Here is a 20377-nt window from a genome sequence, read left to right on the forward strand (position 1 = left end):
ACGAGACGGACATGAAGAAGGACCACATGCTGCTGGTGCCCCTGTACGAGCATCCCGCCGACCGGCCCGAGGCCTGGGAGCTGCTGATCCGCTCCGCGGCCCGGCTGCACTCGGTCGTGCTCAACCCCGACAGCGGGCCGGGCGACGCACCCGACGAGCGGTTCGCCGCCGTCGCCGAGCGGCTGCGCGAGGCCGGGGTGCCCGTCCTGGGGTACGCCGACACCGACTACGGGCGCCGCCCGCACGCGGCCGTCGTCCAGGACCTGCTGCGCCACCGCGACTGGTACGCCACCGACGGGGCCTTCCTCGACCAGGTCTCCGCCGACCCGGAACTCCTGCCGCACTACGGCCGGCTCGGCGTCGCCGCCCGGGCCGCGGGGGCCCGTACGCTCGTCCTCAACCACGGCGTCCACCCGCACCCCGGGTACGCCGAACTCGCCGACCTGCTCGTCACCTTCGAGGGACCCTGGGACGCCTACCGGGACGCGGCCGCCATACCGCCCTGGACCGCCGACCACCCCGCGCAGCGGTTCTGCCACCTGGTGTACGCCGTCCCGCCCGGCGCACCCGCCGCCGAACTCGCCCGGGAGCGGCGGGCCGCCGTGCACTGCGCGGTCCCCGGGACCGGCGCGCACCCGTGGGGCACCCTCCCGGACACCCTGGAGGCCTCCGCGTGAAGCGCCGCCCGCTGCTCTGGCCGGCCGTCGGCCCGCTCCTGCTGCTCGCCGCGTGCACCTCGGTGCCGGAGCCGGACGACCTCTCGCCCGACCCGCCGCCGGGACAACGCTGGCAGCCCAGGCCCGGGGTCAGCTGGCAGTGGCAGCTCACCGGCAAGCTCGACACCTCGGTGAAGGCGGCCGTGTACGACGTGGACGGGTTCACCACCCGCAAGGAGGAGGTCGCCGCCCTGAAGAAGGCCGGCCGCAAGACCATCTGCTACCTGTCCACCGGCGCCTGGGAGGACTTCCGGCCGGACGCCGACGCGTTCCCGAAGTCGATGCTGGGCGAGGGCAACGGCTGGGAGGGCGAGCGCTGGCTGGACATCCGGCGGCGCGCGGAGCTGGAACCGCTGATCGCCAAGCGGTTCGACATGTGCAAGGAGAAGGGCTTCGACGCGGTGGAGCCCGACAACATGGACGGCTACGCCAACAAGTCCGGCTTCCCGCTGACCGGCGAGGACCAGCTCGCGTACAACCGGCTCATCGCCCGCCTCGCGCACGACCGGGGACTGGCGGTCGGGCTGAAGAACGATCTGGACCAGATCCCGCAGCTGGTGGGCGACTTCGACTTCGCGGTCAACGAGCAGTGCATGGAACACGACGAGTGCGAGCGCTACGCCCCGTTCACCGACGCGGACAAGGCCGTCTTCCACGTCGAGTACGAGAGCCGGGTGGGGGAGTGGTGCGCCCGCTCGCAGAAGGCGAAGCTCAGCTCGCTGCAGAAGAAGTACGAGCTGGGCACCTGGCGCAAGGTCTGCCCCCGCACCGGGGAACCGCGGGCCTGAGCGGCCGGTCCCGGCCGGGGCGCACCCCGCCAGCTCAGGCCACCGGAAGGATCGCGTGCACCCGGTACCCGCCCCCGTACCGCGGCCCCGCGAAACAGGACCCGCCCAGGGCGCCCGCCCGCTCGCGCATCCCCAGCAGCCCGTGGCCGCCGCCCGGCTCGTCCGCGGGCGCGGGCTCCGCGGCCGGGCCGGCCGCCTCGCCCCCGTCGTCCAGCACGGTCACCTCCACCGAGGCGCCGACCCGCACGACGCTCACCTCGGCCCTGGCCCCCGGGCCCGCGTGCTTGCGCACGTTGGTCAGCGCCTCCTGGATCACCCGGTACGCGGCCAGGTCCACGGCGGCCGGCAGCGGGGCCGCGTCCCGGTCCAGCTGCACGATGACCTCCACCGGCAGTCCCGCGTGCCGGAAGGTGTCCGTCAGCTCGTCCAGTACGGCCAGCCCCGGCGCGGGCTCGGTCGGCGCCTCCGGGTCCCCGGACTGCCGCAGCAGCCCGACCGTGGCGCGCAGCTCGTTCAGCGCGGAGCGGCTGGCGTCCCGTACGTGGGCCAGCGCCTCCTTGGCCTGGTCCGGTCGCCTGTCCATGACGTGCGCGGCCACCCCGGCCTGCACGTTGACCAGGGCGATGTGATGGGCCACCACGTCGTGCAGGTCCCGGGCGATCCGCAGCCGCTCCTCGGCGACCCGCCGCCGGGCCTCCTCCTCGCGGGTCCGCTCGGCGCGCTCGGCCCGCTCCCGGATGGCGTCGACGAAGGCCCGGCGGCTGCGCACCGCGTCCCCGGCGGCCGCGGCCATGCCGGTCCAGGCGAAGATCCCGATGTTCTCCTGCGCGTACCAGGGCAGTGGTCCGGCCAGCATGGCCACGCCGGTCAGCCCGGCCATGGTGAGCAGCCCGATCCGCCAGGTGGTGGGCCGGTCGGTGCTGGCGGCCAGGGTGTACAGGGCGATCACCGTGCACATGGCGACGGGCGCGCGGGGCTCCCCGGTGGTCAGCTCCAGCAGCGACAGCGCGCAGGTCACGGCGAGCACGGTGCGGGTGTGCCGGCGGCGGAAGACCAGGGCGGCCGCGCCGAGCAACATCAGCAGCAGGGAGAAGGGCTCGGGGGTACGGGTGCCGAAGGTGGGACCGTGCGGTCCGTGCGGATCGGCGAAGGATCCGACGACCATGGAGACGAACGCCCCGAGCGCGAGCACGGCGTCGGTGGCCAGCGGATGGGCCCGCATCCACTGCCGGGTGGGGCCGAAGGGCCCGAGGTGTGTCGTCACCCCGATACGGTACGGCCTGCCCGCCACGGCCCCCGGCCCGCGGGCCGGGTCAGAGCCCGGGTCAGAGCCCGGGCCGTGCGCTCGGCGCCGGGGGCGGCGGGCGCTGCCCCAGCGGTGTGCGGGAGCGCTCCGGGCCCCACTTCGCGCGGACCACGCACACCGCCATGACGGCGGCGATGGCCGCGAGGTGCTCCTTGCCCGCGAGGTTGTCCTTGACGAGCACCTCGCCGGTCATCACCAGGATCACCAGGGCCCCGGTGAGGTAGGCCCGGTACCGCCAGCAGACGTATATGGCGAGCCCCACCACGGCCGCCGAGGGACCGGTGTCGTTGACGATCCGGTCGGAGACGGGCAGCCCGAAGGGATGGTCGGGGCCCAGGGACAGGCCGATCCGCGCGTACGTGGTCCCGGCGAGCGTGGCCACGTAGCCGACGAGCAGGGTGCGCCACCAGCCGATGCAGATCTCGCAGATGCCGAAGACGAGCAGGATCTGCGCGAGCGCCCCCCACACCGGCAGGTCCAGGGCCGGGACGAACAGGGACAGGGGGGTGCGCAGCAGCGCCAGCCAGAGCGGGTCGGCGGCCTTGACCGAACCGAGGTCCTGCACCGGCTGGAAGCCCCATGGGGTGTTCTGGACGATCTGGAAGACCGAGGTCAGGCAGACCGCGCCGATCGTCATCGGGATCGCCCGCCACTTCTCACGGACGAGCGCGTCCCGGACCGTCCAGAACAGGGGCCCCCACTCGCGGCGGGCGAACCGCCGGAGCGGGGAGTTCGTCCACGCTGTCAACGATGGGTCTCCAGATGTCTGCGGTGCAGCCACTTCGGCAGGCCGGGCGCCTCCAGGAAGCCCTCGGCCCGGCCCGCCGCGATACCGATGCGCAGCAGGTCGGAACTCTTCTCGAAGAGCATGAACCGCGGTTCCCAGATCGGCCGGTATTTGGCGTTGGCCCGGTAGAGGGACTCGATCTGCCACCAGCGGGAGAAGAAGCTCAGCAGCGAACGCCACATGCGCAGCACCGGACCCGCGCCGAGCTTGGAGCCCCGCTCGAAGACGGAGCGGAACATCGCGAAATTGAGCGAGACCTGTGTGACGCCGATCTCCTTTGAGCGCTCCAGGAGTTCGATGACCATGAACTCCATCAGACCGTTCTCGGACTCCCGGTCACGGCGCATCAGGTCGAGCGACAGGCCCTTGGGGCCCCATGGCACGAAGGACAGCAGCGCCCGCAGCTCGCCCTTGCCGTCGAAGCACTCCAGCATCATGCACTGGCCGTCGTCCGGGTCACCCAGACGGCCCAGCGCCATCGAGAAGCCGCGCTCGGTCGCGCCGTCGCGCCAGTCGTCGGCCCGGCGCACCAGCTCGGCCATCTCCTCGGCCGGGATCTCGGCGTGACGGCGGATCCGGACCGTGTAGCCGGCCCGCTTGACGCGGTTGAAGGCCTGCCGGACGGTCCGCATGGCGCGACCCTCCATGGTGAACTCGGCGGTCTCGACGATCGCCTCGTCGCCCAGCTCCAGCGCGTCCAGGCCGTGCCGGGCGTAGATCTGCCCCGCTTCCTCGCTCGCGCCGTTCACGGCGGGGATCCAGCCGTGTTCGCGGGCCTCGGCCAGCCAGGGCTCGATGGCGCCGGGCCAGGCCTCCGGGTCGCCGATCGGGTCGCCGGACGCGAGGGAGACCCCGCCGACCACGCGGTAGGTGACGGCGGCCTTGCCGGTGGGGGACCAGATGACGGACTTCTCGCGGCGCAGCGCGAAGTAGCCGAGGGAGTCGCGGTCGCCCTGCTTGGCGAGGAGCGCGCGCAGCCGCTCCTCGTCCTCGGGGGTCAGCGGGTCCACGGCCCGGCGGGAGCGGAACGCCGCGAACAGCACGGCGAGCAGCAGCAGCATCGACATGACGTTGATGCAGACGTCCACCCAGCCGGGGGTGGCGATCCCGTCGAAGGGGCGGTCGTTCGGCTCCAGGGTGACCAGCCGCATGGCGCCGTACTTCCAGCGGGCCAGGAACGTGGCGTCGGCCCGGTCCGGGTCGGTGTTGGTGGCGCCGACGAGCAGGGCGGCGACCAGCGAGGTCAGCAGCAGGCCGACGGCGGCGACGGCGGTGGCCAGCTTGGGGTTGGACCGGTCGCCCTTGGCGTAGAACTCGTGGCGGCCCAGCAGCAGCGCGCCGACGAAGGCGGCGGTGAGGGCGAGGGAGACCCAGTTCTGCGCGTGGTCGCGGAACTCGGGGTAGCAGAAGTTGAACTCCCCGCCGGTGCACGGGGCGAAGGCCGCCGTGGCGAAGGCGAACAGCAGCATCCCGCTGATCACCAGGTTCAGGATCCAGGCGGCCCGCTTGCGGCGGCCCATCGTGACCGCCAGGATCAGCGAGAACAGCCCGGAGGCGAAGCCCGCCGTGAGCAGGTACGGGGTGTAGAAATCGGCGGTGTTGTGCCGGCGCAGGTCCTGCCCGAGCGAAAGCCACACCGCGCTGAGGAAGTTCACGAAGGTCACGGCGCGCAGGTACCAGACCGCGAAGGCGGCGCCGCGCCGTGAGTGCTTGCTTCCCCTGCGGGTCTCCGCCCGTCCGGCCGGATCGCCCTTGCCGGCGGGATCCCCCTTGCCGCCGGGATCGCCGCCGGAATCCTTCCTGCCGTTTGCTGCCGTCGTGGTCTCTGCGCTGGTCAAGCGGACCTCTCCCATGAAAAGCGATGATATGGGGCGTCACCGTCCACGGGCGGATCGAGCGCCCCGGACTGGTCAGGCCCGTGGCGCCCGGTGAATCAGTCCGTCTGCTCCTCCGCCGCCCGCTCCGGCAGTTCCGCGGCGAGAGCGGCGGCGGCCAGAACGAGGGGGAGGGCCAGCAAGGCCCCTGTTCCCTCGCCCACAGTGACGCCGTGGTCGAGCAGAGGGTTGAGTGCCATCCTGTCCAGGGCTTTCGCCTGGCCGGGCTCGCCGCTGGCCTGGCCGGCCAGCCACCAGTCCGGGGCCCGGAACGCGGCCCGTTGGGCCACCAGTCCGCAGGCCGCGGAGACGATCCCGTCGAGGATGACCGGTGTGCGGCGCACCGCGCACTGGAGCAGGAAACCGGTGATGGCGGCCACGTCCGCGCCGCCGACCTTGGCCAGCAGCGCCACCTGGTCGCCGAGCACCGGGCGGGCCCGGCGCAACGCGTCGCGGATCGCCGCGCACTTGCGCATCCAGGCCAGGTCGTCGATCGGGATCCCGCCGCGGCCGGTGACGACGGAGGCGTCGGTCCCGCAGAGCGCGGCGATCAGGGTCGCGGCCACCGTGGTGCCGCCGACACTGACGTCCCCGAGCACGACGAGATCGGTTCCCGAGTCGGCCTCCTCGTCGGCGATGCGCATCCCCAGCCGCAGCGCGGCCTCGGCCTCCTCGGCCGTCAGCGCGTCCTCCACGTCGATCCGCCCGCTGCCGCGCCGTACGCGGTGCCGGACGATCTCCTCGGGGAGGAGCTCCGGGTCGCAGTCCAGGCCCGCGTCGACGATCCGCACCGAGGCGCCGAGGCGCCCGGCCAGGATGGCCGCGGGGCTGGTCCCGTCGAGCACGCCGCGCACCAGCTCGTACGTGGTGCCGGCGGCCCGCGCGGAGACCCCTTCGGCGGCGATCCCGTGGTCGGCGGCGAACAGTACGACGCGGGGCCGCTCGATCGGCCGTACCGGAACCCGCCCCTGCGCGGCGGCCAGCCACTCGCCCAGTTCGTCGAGCCGGCCCAGCGCGCCGGGCGGCACGGCCAGGCGCTCACGGCGATCCTCGGCGTCACGCCGGACGCCCCCGTCGGGGCGTTCGATCAGATCGGAGAAGTCGTCGAGATTCAGCGTGGTCATCTGCCAGAGCGTACAGCCGGTGAGGCCCTCCCCAAGCCCCTCCCGTGGCCCGGCGGACGAGGGCCGCGGGGGCGGAACCGCCCCCGCCCGCTCAGTCCTTCAGGACCACCGCCTGGCCGGCCACCACCAGCAGTACGTGCTCGCACTCGCCCGCCACCGCGCTGTTGAGCCGCCCCAGTTCGTCACGGAAGCGGCGCCCCGACGCGGTCGCGGGCACCACGCCCGCCCCCACCTCGTTGCTGACGAGCACCACCGGCCGCCGGGTCGCGCGTACGGCCGCCACCAGTTCGGCGGCCCGCTCGCGCAGCTTCTTCTCCCCGCCGCCCGCCCAGACGGCGTCGTCCCACGCCCCGGCCCGGTCCATCGCATCCGTCAGCCACAGCGCCAGGCAGTCGATCAGCAACGGCGGCCCGCCGCCGTCCGCCAGCAGCGGGACCAGCTCGCAGGTCTCCACCGTCCGCCAGCTCGCGGGGCGCCGCTCCCGGTGCAGGCCCACCCGCTGCGCCCACTCCGCGTCCTCGCCCCGGGAGCCGCTCGTGGCCACGTAGACCACCTCGGGGAAGCCCGCCAGCCGGCGTTCCGCCTCGTACGACTTGCCCGACCGGGCCCCGCCCAGCACCAGCGTCCGCCTCGGCACGTCCGGCACCGCCCGGTACTCGCCCACCGCCACGGTCGTCCCGTCCGGCACCGCGCGAGCCCCGGCGGCCGCGCACCGCCGGGCCAGCTCGCGGCCGGGCGGGGTGTCGTGGTCCAGGTGTACGGCGATCACATCCGTGGCGGGTCCCACCGAACCGTCGGCCCGCAGCCGCGCCAGCGCCTCCGGGCGTCCCAGCACGTCCGCGAGGACCGTGTCGTACGCGCGCCGCCCGGCCGCTCCCGCCCCGGACTCCGCCCGGGAGTTGCGGATCCCGGCGGGCGCACCGCCGGGCGGCAGGTACAGCAGCCGGCTGCCGTCCGGCCCGGTCACCTCGTACCCGGTGCCCGGCGCGTCCATCGGCACCGCCCGCACCCGGTGCCCGCTGATCACCGAGAGCTCCTGCCCGTCCGGCACCCGCCCGGCGGCCGGCAGCCCCGGCGGCAGCTCCACGGCCGGGCCGTCGTGCGGGTGGGTGAGCAGCACCTGCCGTACGCCGGCCAGCGAATGCCCGGCGCGGGCCCCGGCCAGCACCGCCCCGGGGGTCAGGTCGAGCAGCAGCGCGCCGTCCACGAGCACGGCGGTCGCGGCCCGGGACAGGGCGCCGACGGAGACCGCGCAGGCGGCGCAGGGACAGCCGGGGCGGGGCAGTCCTTCGGGTGTACCGGTGCCGAGCAGAGTGAGTTCCACAGGATGATCCTCCCGCGTCGCCGAGAGTGGTGCGCGCCCGGTTACTCTGCGGGCAGACTCAAGGCGAGAAGCGTGCGAGCAGCGGACGAGCAACGGAGGCGGACATGGCGTGGACGTGGCGTTTCGAGACGGCCGAGGGCACCGAGACGGCACCCTCGGTGGTGCCGGAGGAGTTCACCACGCAGGGGGACGCGGAGTCCTGGATCGGTGAGTACTGGAAGGACCTGCTGGAAGGCGGCACCGAGAAGGTGAAGCTGTCCGACGACACCGGCACCGAGCTGTACACGATGAGCCTGCGCGAGGCCCTGGAGGCCTGAGCGGCGCCGCAGCGGTGTGCGGGCTCAGCCCCGCACACCGCACAGGTGCAACAGGGCCGCCACCCCGCGGTACGGGTCGGTGCGCCCGGCGCGGTCCTCGGCGGCGAGCAGCCGTTCCAGTTCCGCGTCCTGGGGGAGGTGCTCCCCGGCCTCGGTGCCGTCGGTGAAGACGCGCACCCCGTACCAGGCCTGGAGCGGAGCCCCGATCCCCGACAGCGTGGCGGTCAGCCCGGCCAGCCGGTCGGCCCGTACGTCCAGGCCCAGCCGGTTCGTGTAGTCGATGGTGTCGAAGGCCGCCAGGGCGGCGCTCCAGTCCCCGTCCAGACCGGGCCGCATGGCGAGCGCGTCGCCGTTGCGCACCAGCAGGGACAGCAGCCCGCCCGGCGCGAGCATGCGGGCCAGCCCGGCCAGCATGGCGTCCGGCTCGGGCACGTACATCAGTACTCCGTGGCACAGCACCACGTCGAAGCTGCCCGGCACGAAGTGCACACCGGTCTCGCGGCCGTCGCCCTCCATCAGCCGGACCCGGTCGCGGATCCCGGCCGGTTCCGCGGCCAGCGCCTCGCGGGCGACCGCCAGCATGCCCGGGTCCTGCTCCAGGCCCGTGACCTTGTGGCCGGCGCGGGCCAGGCGCAGCGCCTGGGTCCCCTGGCCCATGCCCACGTCGAGGACGCGCAGCCGCTGCCCGACCGGGAAGCGGTGCGCGATCTGCTCGTCGACCTGCCGGCCCACGAGTTCCTGCCGGACCGCGTTGCGCAGCCCGCCCAGGCCCTCGAGCCAGAGCCGGGACCCCCCGGAGAAGTTGTCCACCGCGACTCCCGACGCCCCCGATGCGGGCGTCGCTCGGCTCAGGGCCGTTCCCCGCGCTTGACCTGCGGCTTCGGCAGGCGAAGCCGGCGCATCTGGAGGGTGCGCATCAGGCCGTACGCAACGGCGCCGCGCTTCGGCTCGTCCGGGAAGCGCTCGTTCAGGGCCTTGCGCAGGCGCACGAACATGCCGATGGAGTCGAGGATGATCAGGACGATCACGCCGAGCCACAGCAGCAGCGCGATGTTCTGGATCGAGGGCACCCGGACCATGCTCAGCACCAGGATGACCACGGCCAGCGGCAGGAACATCTCCGCCACCGAGAAGCGGGAGTCCACGAAGTCGCGTACGTACTTGCGGACGGGGCCCTTGTCGCGGGCGGGCAGGTAGCGCTCGTCGCCATTGGCCAGGGCCTCGCGCTGCTTGGCCATCTCTACACGGCGCTGCTCGCGGGCACGCTTGGCATCCTCCTTGCGATTGCCGGTCGAGGCCACCACTGCCTTGCGCTGCGACTGGGCCACAGCACGCTTCGGCGTCGGGCGGCCCTTCGGGGCCTGGGGGTCACGGGGCTGCGAAGGATCGGCGCTCACCTTGTCGGTGGCGGCGGCCTTCTCTTCCTTGGAGGAACGGCTACCAAACACAAGACCCAAGCGTACGTGGTCAAGGGCACGCCCCCCACCTCGGTGGGGAACGATCCGGCAACGGCGGGCGTCTTCCCTTGTGCAGGGTTCGGGGTCTCCTGGGATCACCTACTCCTTACGCCTGACACGGCGCGGGCGCAGTCGTCCTGGAGGAGGAGCGCATCCGTCCTCGAACAGTGCGGTAATGGAGACAGGGCCCGTACTGTGGGTTCTGATGGCGGTCGCTCGGGAGACCGAGTACCGCGATTGCTGGTGACCTGGAGCGAAGTCCGTCTAGAAGGGGGCGCGCGAAGCCCATGAGCGGTGTCATGAAGCGTATGGGGATGATCTTCCGCGCGAAGGCGAACAAGGCCCTTGACCGGGCCGAGGATCCGCGCGAAACCCTCGACTACTCGTACCAGAAGCAGCTGGAACTGCTGCAGAAGGTGCGCCGCGGAGTCGCCGACGTCGCGACCTCCCGCAAGCGGCTGGAACTGCAGCTGAACCAGCTCCAGGGCCAGTCCGCCAAGCTGGAGGACCAGGGCCGCAAGGCGCTCGCCCTCGGCCGCGAGGACCTGGCCCGCGAGGCCCTGTCCCGCCGCGCCTCGCTCCAGCAGCAGGTCAGCGACCTGGAGGTGCAGCACCAGACCCTCCAGGGCGAGGAGGAGAAGCTGACGCTCGCCGCCCAGCGCCTCCAGGCCAAGGTGGACGCCTTCCGCACCAAGAAGGAGACCATCAAGGCCACGTACACCGCGGCCCAGGCGCAGACCCGGATCGCGGAGTCCTTCTCCGGCATCTCGGAGGAGATGAGCGACGTCGGCCTGGCCATCCAGCGGGCCGAGGACAAGACCGCCCAGCTCCAGGCCCGCGCCGGTGCGATCGACGAGCTGCTGGCCTCCGGCGCCCTGGACGACCAGAGCGGCCTCGGCTCCAAGGACGACATCCAGGCCGAACTGGACCGCCTCTCCGGCGGTACGGACGTGGAGCTCGAGCTCCAGCGCATGAAGGCGGAGCTGGCGGGCGGCCCGTCCGACCGGCAGCAGGCCATCGAGGGCGGCGCCCCCGGCAACGCCCAGCCCTCGCAGACCCAGCACCGGTTCGACAAGCAGTAGGACAGGGGCCCGTCATGATTGTCCGCATCATGGGGGAGGGGCAGGTGAAGCTGGCCGACAGCCACTTCACCGAGCTCAACAAGCTGGACGACGACCTCCTCGCGGAGATGGAAGCCGGCGACGAGGAGGGCTTCCGCCGCACGCTGGGCCAGTTGCTCGACGCCGTGCGCCGCCTCGGCGAGCCGCTCCCCGACGACGCGCTGGAGCCTTCCGAGCTGATCCTGCCCGCTCCCGACGCCTCGCTGGACGAGGTCAAGGAGATGCTCAGCGACGACGGGCTGATCCCGGGCTGAGCCGCACGCCACCGCATACGTACGACGGGCCCGCCCCCTCACCGGGGGCGGGCCCGTCGCGTGCGGGCGCGTCAGTCCTTGCTCTTCTCCAGGGAGATCCGCTTCGGGTCGGGGGTCCCGCCGATGAAGTTCTCGAACCTGCGGCGCGGGGCGGCCCAGCGCCGGTCGTGGTGGAAGGCCCGCAACCCGGCCTTGGCGCGGGCCTTCGGGCGTTTGGCGTAGAACCTCTTCGCGTACGGGGAGCCGGGCCGGGCCAGCCGGACCGCGCCGATCAGCGCGACGAAGGGGATGACCGTGCCGAAGAACGCGGTGCGCGGTTTGCCCTTCCACAGTGCGATCAGGGCCAGGAAGAAGTTCGTGGCCATGTTCATGATGACCACCCCGCGGCTCTGCCGCTCCTCGGCGGTGAGGTCGTTGACGCCGAAGGGCAGGAAACCGCCCAGGACCAGCCCCACCAGCGCGGCCGTCAGGACCACGATCTCCACGCTCTTGCGGCCGTCCTCGCTCCAGTAGACGTCGTCCAGGTGCAGGATCAGCGCGAACTCGTCCAGCACCAGTCCCGCCCCGATCCCGAAGGTCACGGCCGAGAGCAGGGCGCCGAAGCCGTGCCGGCCGCTGCCGACCGCCCCGAAGCCGCCGATGACCACCAGGATCACGCCGGGCACCACGTGGTGGACGTGCATCCCGCCGGGGGTGACGTTCTTGAAGGGGCCCTTCCCGGCCCGGATCAGCCGGGTGATCACCCGGGTGACCAGGAAGGACGTCACGAAGGACAGGAGCGCGAGGAGAAGCGGGAGCTTCCCCGGCTCGATGACGTTCCGGTACCACCAGTGACCCATGACACCACCTTCCGCTTTGCCGGGTATCGCGCAATTTACCGCCGACCGCGACGGGGTAGCGTTCGCGCCGATGACAGATTCGTTCGAAGATCCGCCACAGCCACCGGTCCCCGAGCGCGCCCCGTGGCTCGACGGGCTCCGCTTCGCGTTCGGCACGCTGACCGTGCTGCCCGCCCGCATCACCCGCTGGGACCGGCCGGCCGCCCGCACCGGGATGGTCTGCGCCCCGCTCGCCGGGCTCGCCGTCGGCCTGCTCGCCGCCGTGCCCGGGGTGCTGCTGCTGGTCCTCGGCGGGGGACCGCTGCTGGCCGCCGCCGTCACCGTCGCCGTGCCCGCGGCGCTGACCCGGGGCCTGCACCTGGACGGCCTGGCGGACACCGCCGACGGGCTCGGCAGCGCCAAACCCGCCGAGGCGGCGCTGCGGATCATGAAGCAGTCCGACATCGGCCCGTTCGGGGTGATCTCGCTGCTGGTGGTGTTCCTGATCCAGGTGGCGGCCCTGTCGAACGTGTACGCCGACAGCTGGGTCCGGGGTGCGCTGGCCACCGTACTCGCCGCCGTCACCGCGCGGCTCGCGATGACCCTGGCCTCCCGCGAGGGGGTCCCCGCCGCCCGCCCCGGGGGCCTCGGCGCGGCGGTCGCGGGCGTGGTCCCGCGCCGGTCCGCCGCCGCGGTGGCCCTGCTCACGGTGGCCGCCGGCGCGGCCGCGGCCCTCGCGCTGGGTCTGCCCGCCGCCGCCCAGCACGCGGCGGCCGTGCTCGCCGCCCTGCTGGCGGCGGAACTCCTCCTGCGCCGCTGCGTCCGCCGGTTCGACGGGGTCACCGGCGACGTCTTCGGGGCCCTGTCCGAGGTCTCGGCGACCGCGGTCCTCGTGATCCTCGCCCTGGGCTGACGGCTACCCTCGGGGGGTGACCGACACAGCGGCAGGTATAGCGGGGGGCGGGCCCATCAGGGTGCTGCTCGCCGACGACCAGGCGCTGCTGCGCAGCGCGTTCAAGGTCCTCGTCGACTCCGAGAGCGACATGGAGGTCGTCGGGGAGGCCTCCGACGGGGCGCAGGCCTACGCCCTGGCCCGCGAGCGGCGGGCCGACGTCGTCCTCATGGACATCCGGATGCCGGGCACCGACGGCCTCGCCGCCACCCGCATGATCAGCGCCGACCCGGAGCTGTGCGGGGTCCGCGTCGTCATGCTGACCACCTTCGAGGTCGACGAGTACGTCGTCCAGGCACTGCGCGCCGGCGCCTCGGGCTTCCTCGGCAAGGGCGCCGAACCCGACGAGCTGCTCAACGCCATCCGGGTCGCCGCGGCCGGCGAGGCGCTGCTGTCCCCGGCCGCCACCAAAGGGCTCATCGCCACCTTCCTCGCCCAGGGCGGCCACTTCGACGCCCCCGGCCCCGGCTCCGCGCACGGCGAGCGGCTCGCCGCACTGACCGGCCGGGAGCGCGAGGTCCTCGTACTCGTCGCCGCGGGCCTGTCCAACGACGGCATCGCCGGCCGCCTGGAGGTCAGCCCCCTCACCGTCAAGACCCACGTCAACCGGGCCATGGCCAAGCTGGGCGCCCGCGACCGGGCGCAATTGGTGGTCATCGCGTACGAATCGGGCCTGGTGCGGCCGCGGGCCGAGGGGACCGGGTAGCGGCGGAGCGGTCCGGAGTAGTGCGGCGTACTGCGGGCGCGGTATGCCGCACATAAGGACGGCACCTGGGGGCGACGAAGCGGCGCCCCGGCGTAGGAGAGGCTGAGGAGCCCTCGCGTGTGCCTCATGGCACGGCTTCGATACGTCACTGCAGAGAGATTCCCCAACCATGTCCTGGCTGTCCCGCTTCAGCCTGGCCCAGAGAGCGCTGATCGGCCTCGTGTCGATCGTCGCGCTCCTCTTCGGCGCCATAGCCGTCCCGCAGCTCAAGCAGCAGCTGCTGCCCTCCATCGAACTGCCGATGGTGTCCGTGCTCGCGCCCTACCAGGGCGCCTCGCCCGACGTGGTGGAGAAGCAGGTCATCGAGCCGATCGAAGCCACCCTCAAGGGCGTCGACGGCATCACCGGCATCACCTCCACCGCCAGCGAGGGCAATGCCCTGATCATGGCGACCTTCGACTACGGCGACAGCGGCACCAAGCAGCTCGTCGCCGACGTCCAGCAGGCCGTCAACCGCGCCCGCGTCCGGCTCCCCGCCGACGTGGACCCGCAGGTGGTGGCCGGCTCCACCGACGACATGCCGACCGTCATCCTCGCCGTCACCTCGGACAAGGACCAGCAGGCCCTCGCGGACCAGCTGGAGTCCTCCGTGGTCCCCGTCCTCTCGGACATCGAGGGCGTCGGCCAGGTCACCGTCGACGGCGTTCAGGACCTCCAGGTCACCGTCACCCCGGACAACGCCAAGCTCGCGGCCGCCGGCCTCGACGCGGCAGCGCTCACCCAGGGCCTCCAGGCGGGCGGCTCCACCGTGCCCGCCGGCTCCTTCGACGAGGAGGGCAAGAACCGCACCGTCCGCGTGGGCGGCGGCTACACCTCCCTCGCGCAGCTGGAGGACCTGCGCCTGAGCCCCGGCGCCGGCAAGCCCGCCGTCCGCCTCGGTGACGTCGCCGCGGTGAAGCAGGAGGCGGCCAAGGCCGTCTCGATCACCCGTACCAACGGCAAGCCCAGCCTCGCCCTCGTCCTGACCATGGACAAGGACGGCAGCGCCGTCGCGATCTCCGACGCCGTCAAGGACAAGCTGCCCGAACTGCGCTCCACCCTCGGCTCCGGCGCCGACCTGGCCGTGGTCATGGACCAGGGACCGGCCGTGGCCAAGTCCATCTCCAGCCTCACCACCGAGGGCCTGCTGGGCCTGCTCTTCGCGGTGATCGTGATCCTGGTCTTCCTCGGCTCGCTGCGCTCGACGCTGGTCACCGCGGTCTCCATCCCGCTGTCCGTGGTCCTCGCGCTGATCGTGCTGTGGACCCGCGACCTGTCGCTCAACATGCTGACCCTGGGCGCGCTCACCATCGCCATCGGCCGGGTCGTCGACGACTCGATCGTGGTCCTGGAGAACATCAAGCGCCACCTCGGCTACGGCGAGGAGCGCGAGGCCGCGATCATCACCGCGGTCAAGGAGGTGGCCGGCGCGGTCACCTCCTCCACGCTCACCACCGTGGCCGTCTTCCTGCCCATCGGCCTCGTCGGCGGCATGATCGGCGAGCTCTTCGGCTCCTTCTCGCTCACCGTCACCGCGGCCCTGCTGGCCTCGCTGCTCGTCTCGCTGACGGTGGTCCCGGTCCTGTCGTACTGGTTCCTGCGGGCGCCCAAGGGGACCTCGCAGGACCCGGAGAAGGCCCGCCGCGACGCCGAGGAGAAGGAGGCGCGCAGCAGGCTCCAGCGGTTCTACGTACGGGTCCTGGGCTTCGCCACCCGTCGCCGCCTGACCAGTGTGGCCATCGCCGTGGTGGTCCTCGTCGCCACCTTCGCGATGACCCCGCTGCTGAAGACGAACTTCTTCGACCAGGGCGAGCAGGACACCCTGACGGTCAAGCAGGAGCTGGCCCCCGGCACCTCGCTGGCCGCCGCGGACGAGTCGAGCCGCAAGGTCGAGAAGGTGCTGGCCTCGGTCGACGGGGTCAAGGACTACCAGGTCACCGTGGGCTCCTCCGGCTTCATGGCGGCCTTCGGCGGCGGCACGGGCTCCAACCAGGCCTCGTACCAGGTCACCCTGAAGGACGCCGGCAAGGGCGAGTCCGTCAAGAAGGACATCGAGACGAAGCTCGCCGCACTCGACGGCATCGGCGACACCAAGATCCTCGCGGGCGGCGGCTTCGGCAGCTCCAACCTGAGCGTGGTCGTCAAGGCCGGCGACGCCGACGTGCTCGCCAAGGCCGCCGAGCAGGTCCGGGCCGAGGTGGCGAAGCTCAAGAACGTCACGGACGTACAGAGCGACCTGTCCCAGTCCGTGCCCCGGATCTCGGTGACCGCCACCCCCAAGGCCGCCGAGGCAGGCCTGAACCAGGCCGCGCTGGGCGCGATCGTCGCCCAGTCCGTACGGGGCAACCCGGCGGGCAAGGCCGTACTGGACGACACCGAGCGGGACATCGTCGTGAAGTCCGCGCAGCCGGCCACCACCCTGGCCCAGCTGCAGGCGCTCCCGGTCGGCCCGGTCAAGCTCGGTGACATAGCCGAGGTCAAGGTGGTCCCCGGTCCGGTCGCGATGACCCGGATCGACGGCGCCCGCGCCGCCACCATCACGGCCAAGCCGGTCGGCGACAACACCGGCGCGGTCAGCACCGAGCTCCAGAGCAAGGTCAAGGAACTGGACCTGCCCGACGGAGCCACGGCCTCCATCGGCGGTGTCTCCCAGGACCAGGACGACGCGTTCGGCTCGCTGGGCCTGGCCATGCTGGCGGCCATCGCGATCGTGTTCATGCTGCTGGTCGCGACGTTCCGCTCGCTGGTCCAGCCGCTGATCCTGCTGGTGTCCATCCCCTTCGCCGCCACCGGCGCGCTGGGCCTGCTCATCGTCACCGGCACCCCGATGGGCGTCCCGGCGATGATCGGCATGCTGATGCTCATCGGCATCGTGGTGACCAACGCGATCGTCCTGATCGACCTGGTCAACCAGTACCGCGCCCAGGGTCTGGGTGTCGTCGAGGCGGTCATCGAGGGCGGCAGGCACCGTCTGCGGCCCATCCTGATGACGGCCCTCGCGACGATCTTCGCCCTGCTCCCGATGGCGCTCGGCGTCACCGGCGAGGGCGGCTTCATCTCGCAGCCGCTCGCGGTGGTGGTCATCGGCGGCCTGGTCAGCTCCACGCTGCTGACCCTGCTGCTGGTGCCGACCCTCTACGCGATGGTCGAGCTCCGCAAGGAACGCCGCCGGGCCAGGAAGACGGCCCGTCTGACGGTGGTCCCGCCCCAGCAGGCCGACGAGGAGACCCCGGCCAAGGTCTGACCCGACCGGCTCCACGGGCCCCGGACACCGCCGCCGCACGCGGTGGTGTCCGGGGCCGGGCCACCCTCCGCGGCCCGTCCGCGTGGGCCGCCTGGAGGAGTACGAAAAGGGGGGCGCCCGGCAGATGCCGGACGCCCCCCTTCGTACGGCTACGGCAGCGCCAGCATCCGCTCCAGCGCGAGCTTCGCGAAGCTCTCCGTCTCCTTGTCGACCTGGATCTGGTTGACCAGGTTGCCCTCGGCCAGGGACTCCAGGGTCCACACCAGGTGGGGGAGGTCGATGCGGTTCATCGTCGAGCAGAAGCAGACCGTCTTGTCGAGGAAGACGACCTCCTTGTCCTGCGCCGCGAAACGATTCGCCAGGCGGCGGACCAGGTTCAGCTCGGTGCCGATGGCCCACTTGGAGCCGGCCGGGGCCGCCTCCAGCGCCTTGATGATGTACTCCGTCGAGCCGACGTAGTCCGCGGCCGCCACGACCTCGTGCTTGCACTCGGGGTGGACCAGGACGTTCACGCCGGGGATGCGGGCGCGCACGTCGTTGACCGAGTCGACCGAGAACCGGCCGTGCACCGAGCAGTGCCCGCGCCACAGGATCATCTTGGCGTCGCGCAGCTGCTCGACGGTCAGGCCGCCGTTCGGCTTGTGCGGGTTGTAGAGCACGCAGTCGTCGAGGGACATGCCCATGTCGCGGACGGCGGTGTTGCGGCCCAGGTGCTGGTCCGGCAGGAAGAGCACCTTCTCGCCCTGCTCGAAGGCCCACTCCAGGGCCTTCTTGGCGTTGGACGACGTACAGATCGTGCCGCCGTGCTTGCCGGTGAAGGCCTTGATGTCGGCCGAGGAGTTCATGTACGAGACCGGCACGGTGCTGCCCGCGATCCCGGCCTCGGTCAGCACGTCCCAGCACTCCGCGACCTGCTCGGCGGTGGCCATGTCGGCCATCGAGCAGCCGGCCGCGAGGTCGGGCAGGACGACCTTCTGGTCGTCCGAGGTGAGGATGTCCGCGGACTCGGCCATGAAGTGGACGCCGCAGAAGACGATGTACTCGGCCTCCGGCTTGGCGGCCGCGTCCTTGGCCAGCTTGAACGAGTCGCCGGTGACGTCCGCGAACTCGATGACCTCGTCACGCTGGTAGTGGTGGCCGAGGATGAAGACCTTGTCCCCGAGCTTCTCCTTGGCCGCGCGGGCGCGCGCCACGAGGTTCGGGTCCGAGGGCGAGGGCAGGTCGCCGGGGCATTCCACCCCGCGCTCGCTCTTGGGGTCGGCTTCGCGGCCGAGCAGCAGCAGGGCAAGGGGCGTCGGCTGGACGTCCAAAGGCTGGGCGGTGGTCACGACACGCACCCTTTCTGTTCTGCGACTAGGGACTTCTGAAGCAGAGCTTCGACTTCTCGTCTATTTGACGCTATCTATCATAACTGCTTCACGTCAGTTTGACGATGCCGATAGTGTCGATGTGACGCATTCGCCCGGCCGCCGGGAACCCGCCCGTCCGTCAGGTCCACGTCCGCGTGCCGGTGTGCGAGCATGAATATCTGGAACAAGGTGCGGGACCCGGAATGAATCCGCGGTCGCGCTGGTTGCCACCGACGGCAAGAGTCCGACGTTTCCCCAGCCGCAGGCGGGGAGCCGCCCACTTCGGGAGTGAATGCAGATGTCCGTACAGGACGACAAGACCACTGTGAGCGACGGCATCCTCCTGTCCGACGCCGCCGCCGAGAAGGTCAGGACCCTGCTGGAGCAGGAAGGCCGTGAAGACCTGGCGCTGCGCGTAGCCGTCCAGCCCGGTGGCTGCTCCGGCCTGCGCTACCAGCTCTTCTTCGACGAGCGCTCCCTCGACGGCGACGTCGTCAAGGACTTCGACGGCGTCAAGGTCGTCACGGACCGGATGAGCTCGCCCTACCTCCACGGTGCCTCCATCGACTTCGTCGACACCATCGAGAAGCAGGGCTTCACCATCGACAACCCGAACGCCACCGGCTCCTGCGCCTGCGGCGACTCGTTCAGCTAAGCCTGTACGACGAGGGCCCGCGCACCGGTCGATTCCGACTGGTGCGCGGGCCCTTTCGCATGTGCGGGCGCGTGCCGCGCCTACTGGCGCGGGAGCGGCTTGCCCGTCGTCGCGTCGACCACCTTGCGGTCGCCGAGCGGTTCGCGCAGCGTCACCGTCTGGGACATCTCCTGCGCGATCATGATGCAGGCCTGGCGGGTCTTGTCCGGAGTGTCGGTGATCTTCACCAGTACCGAACCCTCCTGCTCCCGCGCCTCCACGGCGTAGGTGCTGCACACCCCGCCCCAGAAGTTCACGGTCAGCTTCCGGTCGGCCTCCGCGTACGAGAACCCGGGCACCGTGCGAGCCGTCGGGGGCACCGGCGGGGCCGGGGTGGCGCCGTCCTCGGCACCGGCCGGCTGGACCACGGTGTGGCCCGGCTTGCCGCCCTGGCCCGCCACCTCGAAGAGCCAGGCCGGGACCAGGCCCCGCGAGCCGTCCACGGTCCCGGGGGCCAGCCCGAGCACCGCGCCCCGCACCGTCTCGGTCCGCGGCGGCTTCAGCGGGCGCGGCTCCGGGTTGCAGGGGAGCGTGTCCGTCGCGCCGACCGGGGTGTCCGGGGCCAGCGGGACCGAGGTCGCGCAGCCGCTCGGGCCCGGGCCGGTGCCGTTGGACCCGGAGTTCTTGGCGTTGAGCCGGGCCAGCGCCTCGACGGCCCCGACGACCGGCTGCTCGGCCGCCTTGGCGGGGGCCTTCAGCTCGCCGCTGCCCGCCACCACCCGGGAGTCCGCGCCCACGCTCACCTTGCTGGACCAGCCCTGGGTGGGCACCCCGCCGACCACCGGGTCCGCCGTCACGACCCGGACCGAGCCCTGCACGAGGGCGGCGTCCAGCTTGGCGTCACCCTGCCCGGCGGCGGCCAGCACCGGCGCCGCGGCGGCCCTGGCGGCCTCCTCGGAGACGGGCGTGGCCGCGAGGGAGCCGGAGTCCTGGGGGAGCGTGGCCGGACCGCAGGTGTCCTGGCCGCGCTTGCAGTTGTCGCCGGTCCCGTTGCCGCCGCCCCCGTTGTCGGTGCCCGGCTGGAAGCGGTTGAAGGTCCAGGTGCCGGGGGCCTTGAGGGTGACCGTGAGCCGGGGCCCGGAGCCGTCGCCGGCCTCACCGGCCAGCCACTGCTCCCCGGACAGCCGGGGCGCGCCGGAGATGCCGAGGGCGCTCGCGAGCTTCGCCACCTCCTCCGAGGTCACCTCGCCGGACGCGGCGAACGCCGGCGCGGTCGCGGGTGCCTCGGGAAGCTTGACGTCGGCCCGGTAGGTCACCCCGGCGCCGGACGGGTCCGGCTCGCCCGGCGCGATGCCGGGGCCCGGGGGAGTCGCCGCCTGGCGGGGCGCGACGGCTGCCGTGTCACCCGTACGGCCGCTGCCCGAGCCGTCGCCGTAGGCCGTCGACGCCCAGTACGCCGTACCGCCGCCCGCGAGCAGGACGGCGGCCGCGATCGAGCCGACGGCCCAGGCCGGCCGCCGTCGTGCGGCGCGTGATGTGTCGGGTTCTTCGCTGGTCACCGAATCGC

General features: G+C 72.5%; 19 protein-coding genes. 9 read left to right on the forward strand and 10 right to left on the reverse strand.

Annotation, left to right across the window (positions count from 1 at the left end; genetic code table 11):
- Positions 1-11: 11 nt before the first annotated feature.
- Together ACZ4TG_RS23310 and ACZ4TG_RS23315 are read left to right on the forward strand one after the other, a co-directional pair.
- Entirely contained in the window at positions 12-677 is a 666-nt protein-coding gene (locus ACZ4TG_RS23310; protein ID WP_468165826.1) for a spherulation-specific family 4 protein, read from the forward strand.
- On the forward strand, positions 674-1504 hold the full coding sequence (locus ACZ4TG_RS23315) for an endo alpha-1,4 polygalactosaminidase (protein ID WP_468165828.1): 831 nt from the start codon (positions 674-676) through the stop codon (positions 1502-1504). Before ACZ4TG_RS23310 ends, ACZ4TG_RS23315 begins: the two co-directional genes overlap by 4 nt.
- A 34-nt stretch (positions 1505-1538) precedes the next feature.
- On the opposite strand, the gene ACZ4TG_RS23320 is transcribed toward ACZ4TG_RS23315, so the two are convergent.
- The 5 genes from ACZ4TG_RS23320 to ACZ4TG_RS23340 form a co-directional block, all read right to left on the reverse strand.
- The gene (locus ACZ4TG_RS23320) at positions 1539-2726 is read right to left on the reverse strand and encodes a sensor histidine kinase (protein ID WP_468166172.1); all 1188 of its coding nucleotides are present in this window, start codon (positions 2724-2726) and stop codon (positions 1539-1541) included.
- Positions 2727-2829: 103 nt separating this feature from the next.
- Positions 2830-3558 carry a hypothetical protein gene (locus tag ACZ4TG_RS23325; RefSeq protein ID WP_468165830.1) on the reverse strand — a complete coding sequence of 243 codons (729 nt, stop codon included), beginning with the start codon at positions 3556-3558 and terminating at the stop codon, positions 2830-2832.
- Positions 3555-5270 carry a phosphatidylglycerol lysyltransferase domain-containing protein gene (locus tag ACZ4TG_RS23330; RefSeq protein ID WP_468166174.1) on the reverse strand — a complete coding sequence of 572 codons (1716 nt, stop codon included), beginning with the start codon at positions 5268-5270 and terminating at the stop codon, positions 3555-3557. Before ACZ4TG_RS23330 ends, ACZ4TG_RS23325 begins: the two co-directional genes overlap by 4 nt.
- A 260-nt stretch (positions 5271-5530) precedes the next feature.
- A complete protein-coding gene (gene cobT, locus ACZ4TG_RS23335) occupies positions 5531-6595 on the reverse strand; it encodes a nicotinate-nucleotide--dimethylbenzimidazole phosphoribosyltransferase (protein WP_468165832.1) in 1065 nt (354 codons plus the stop codon).
- A 91-nt stretch (positions 6596-6686) separates the two neighbouring features.
- Complete coding sequence (locus ACZ4TG_RS23340; protein ID WP_468165834.1) at positions 6687-7919, reverse strand: bifunctional adenosylcobinamide kinase/adenosylcobinamide-phosphate guanylyltransferase; 1233 nt, start codon at positions 7917-7919, stop codon at positions 6687-6689.
- A gap of 104 nt (positions 7920-8023) precedes the next feature.
- On the opposite strand from ACZ4TG_RS23340, the gene ACZ4TG_RS23345 reads away from it, so the two are divergent.
- Positions 8024-8236, forward strand: a complete 213-nt coding sequence (locus ACZ4TG_RS23345; RefSeq protein WP_468165836.1) for a hypothetical protein — start codon at positions 8024-8026, stop codon at positions 8234-8236.
- Positions 8237-8260: 24 nt separating this feature from the next.
- Here the strand turns inward: ACZ4TG_RS23345 and ACZ4TG_RS23350 are convergent, their stop codons facing one another.
- A complete protein-coding gene (locus ACZ4TG_RS23350; protein WP_468166176.1) occupies positions 8261-9004 on the reverse strand; it encodes a class I SAM-dependent methyltransferase in 744 nt (247 codons plus the stop codon).
- Positions 9005-9084: 80 nt separating this feature from the next.
- Positions 9085-9693: a DUF3043 domain-containing protein gene (locus tag ACZ4TG_RS23355; RefSeq protein WP_468165838.1), complete on the reverse strand. Its 609-nt coding sequence runs from the start codon at positions 9691-9693 to the stop codon at positions 9085-9087.
- A 287-nt stretch (positions 9694-9980) separates the two neighbouring features.
- On the opposite strand from ACZ4TG_RS23355, the gene ACZ4TG_RS23360 reads away from it, so the two are divergent.
- Positions 9981-10775 (forward strand): PspA/IM30 family protein, encoded by a 795-nt coding sequence (locus ACZ4TG_RS23360; protein ID WP_468165840.1) that lies wholly within the window; start codon positions 9981-9983, stop codon positions 10773-10775.
- Positions 10776-10789: 14 nt separating this feature from the next.
- Positions 10790-11068 (forward strand): PspA-associated protein PspAA, encoded by a 279-nt coding sequence (pspAA, locus tag ACZ4TG_RS23365; protein WP_468165842.1) that lies wholly within the window; start codon positions 10790-10792, stop codon positions 11066-11068.
- Between the two features lie 71 nt (positions 11069-11139).
- On the opposite strand, the gene ACZ4TG_RS23370 is transcribed toward pspAA, so the two are convergent.
- Positions 11140-11907: a hypothetical protein gene (locus tag ACZ4TG_RS23370; RefSeq protein WP_468165844.1), complete on the reverse strand. Its 768-nt coding sequence runs from the start codon at positions 11905-11907 to the stop codon at positions 11140-11142.
- A gap of 70 nt (positions 11908-11977) precedes the next feature.
- Between ACZ4TG_RS23370 and cobS the strand changes: the two genes are divergently transcribed.
- From cobS to ACZ4TG_RS23385, 3 genes are all read left to right on the forward strand, one after another.
- Positions 11978-12799: an adenosylcobinamide-GDP ribazoletransferase gene (gene cobS / locus ACZ4TG_RS23375; protein WP_468165846.1), complete on the forward strand. Its 822-nt coding sequence runs from the start codon at positions 11978-11980 to the stop codon at positions 12797-12799.
- 16 nt (positions 12800-12815) lie between these two features.
- Complete coding sequence (locus ACZ4TG_RS23380; RefSeq protein WP_468165848.1) at positions 12816-13544, forward strand: response regulator; 729 nt, start codon at positions 12816-12818, stop codon at positions 13542-13544.
- Positions 13545-13713: 169 nt separating this feature from the next.
- Positions 13714-16827: an efflux RND transporter permease subunit gene (locus ACZ4TG_RS23385; protein ID WP_468165850.1), complete on the forward strand. Its 3114-nt coding sequence runs from the start codon at positions 13714-13716 to the stop codon at positions 16825-16827.
- A 149-nt stretch (positions 16828-16976) separates the two neighbouring features.
- Here ACZ4TG_RS23385 and nadA read toward each other — a convergent pair whose 3' ends face one another.
- Positions 16977-18164 (reverse strand): quinolinate synthase NadA, encoded by a 1188-nt coding sequence (gene nadA / locus ACZ4TG_RS23390; protein WP_468165852.1) that lies wholly within the window; start codon positions 18162-18164, stop codon positions 16977-16979.
- Between the two features lie 310 nt (positions 18165-18474).
- Here nadA and erpA point away from each other — a divergent pair, with 310 nt between their 5' ends.
- The gene (erpA, locus tag ACZ4TG_RS23395; RefSeq protein WP_008738845.1) at positions 18475-18831 is read left to right on the forward strand and encodes an iron-sulfur cluster insertion protein ErpA; all 357 of its coding nucleotides are present in this window, start codon (positions 18475-18477) and stop codon (positions 18829-18831) included.
- 80 nt (positions 18832-18911) lie between these two features.
- Here the strand turns inward: erpA and ACZ4TG_RS23400 are convergent, their stop codons facing one another.
- A complete protein-coding gene (locus tag ACZ4TG_RS23400) occupies positions 18912-20369 on the reverse strand; it encodes a hypothetical protein (RefSeq protein WP_468165854.1) in 1458 nt (485 codons plus the stop codon).
- Positions 20370-20377: the final 8 nt, after the last annotated feature.

The organism is Streptomyces sp. NPDC028314 (genome assembly GCF_055565795.1).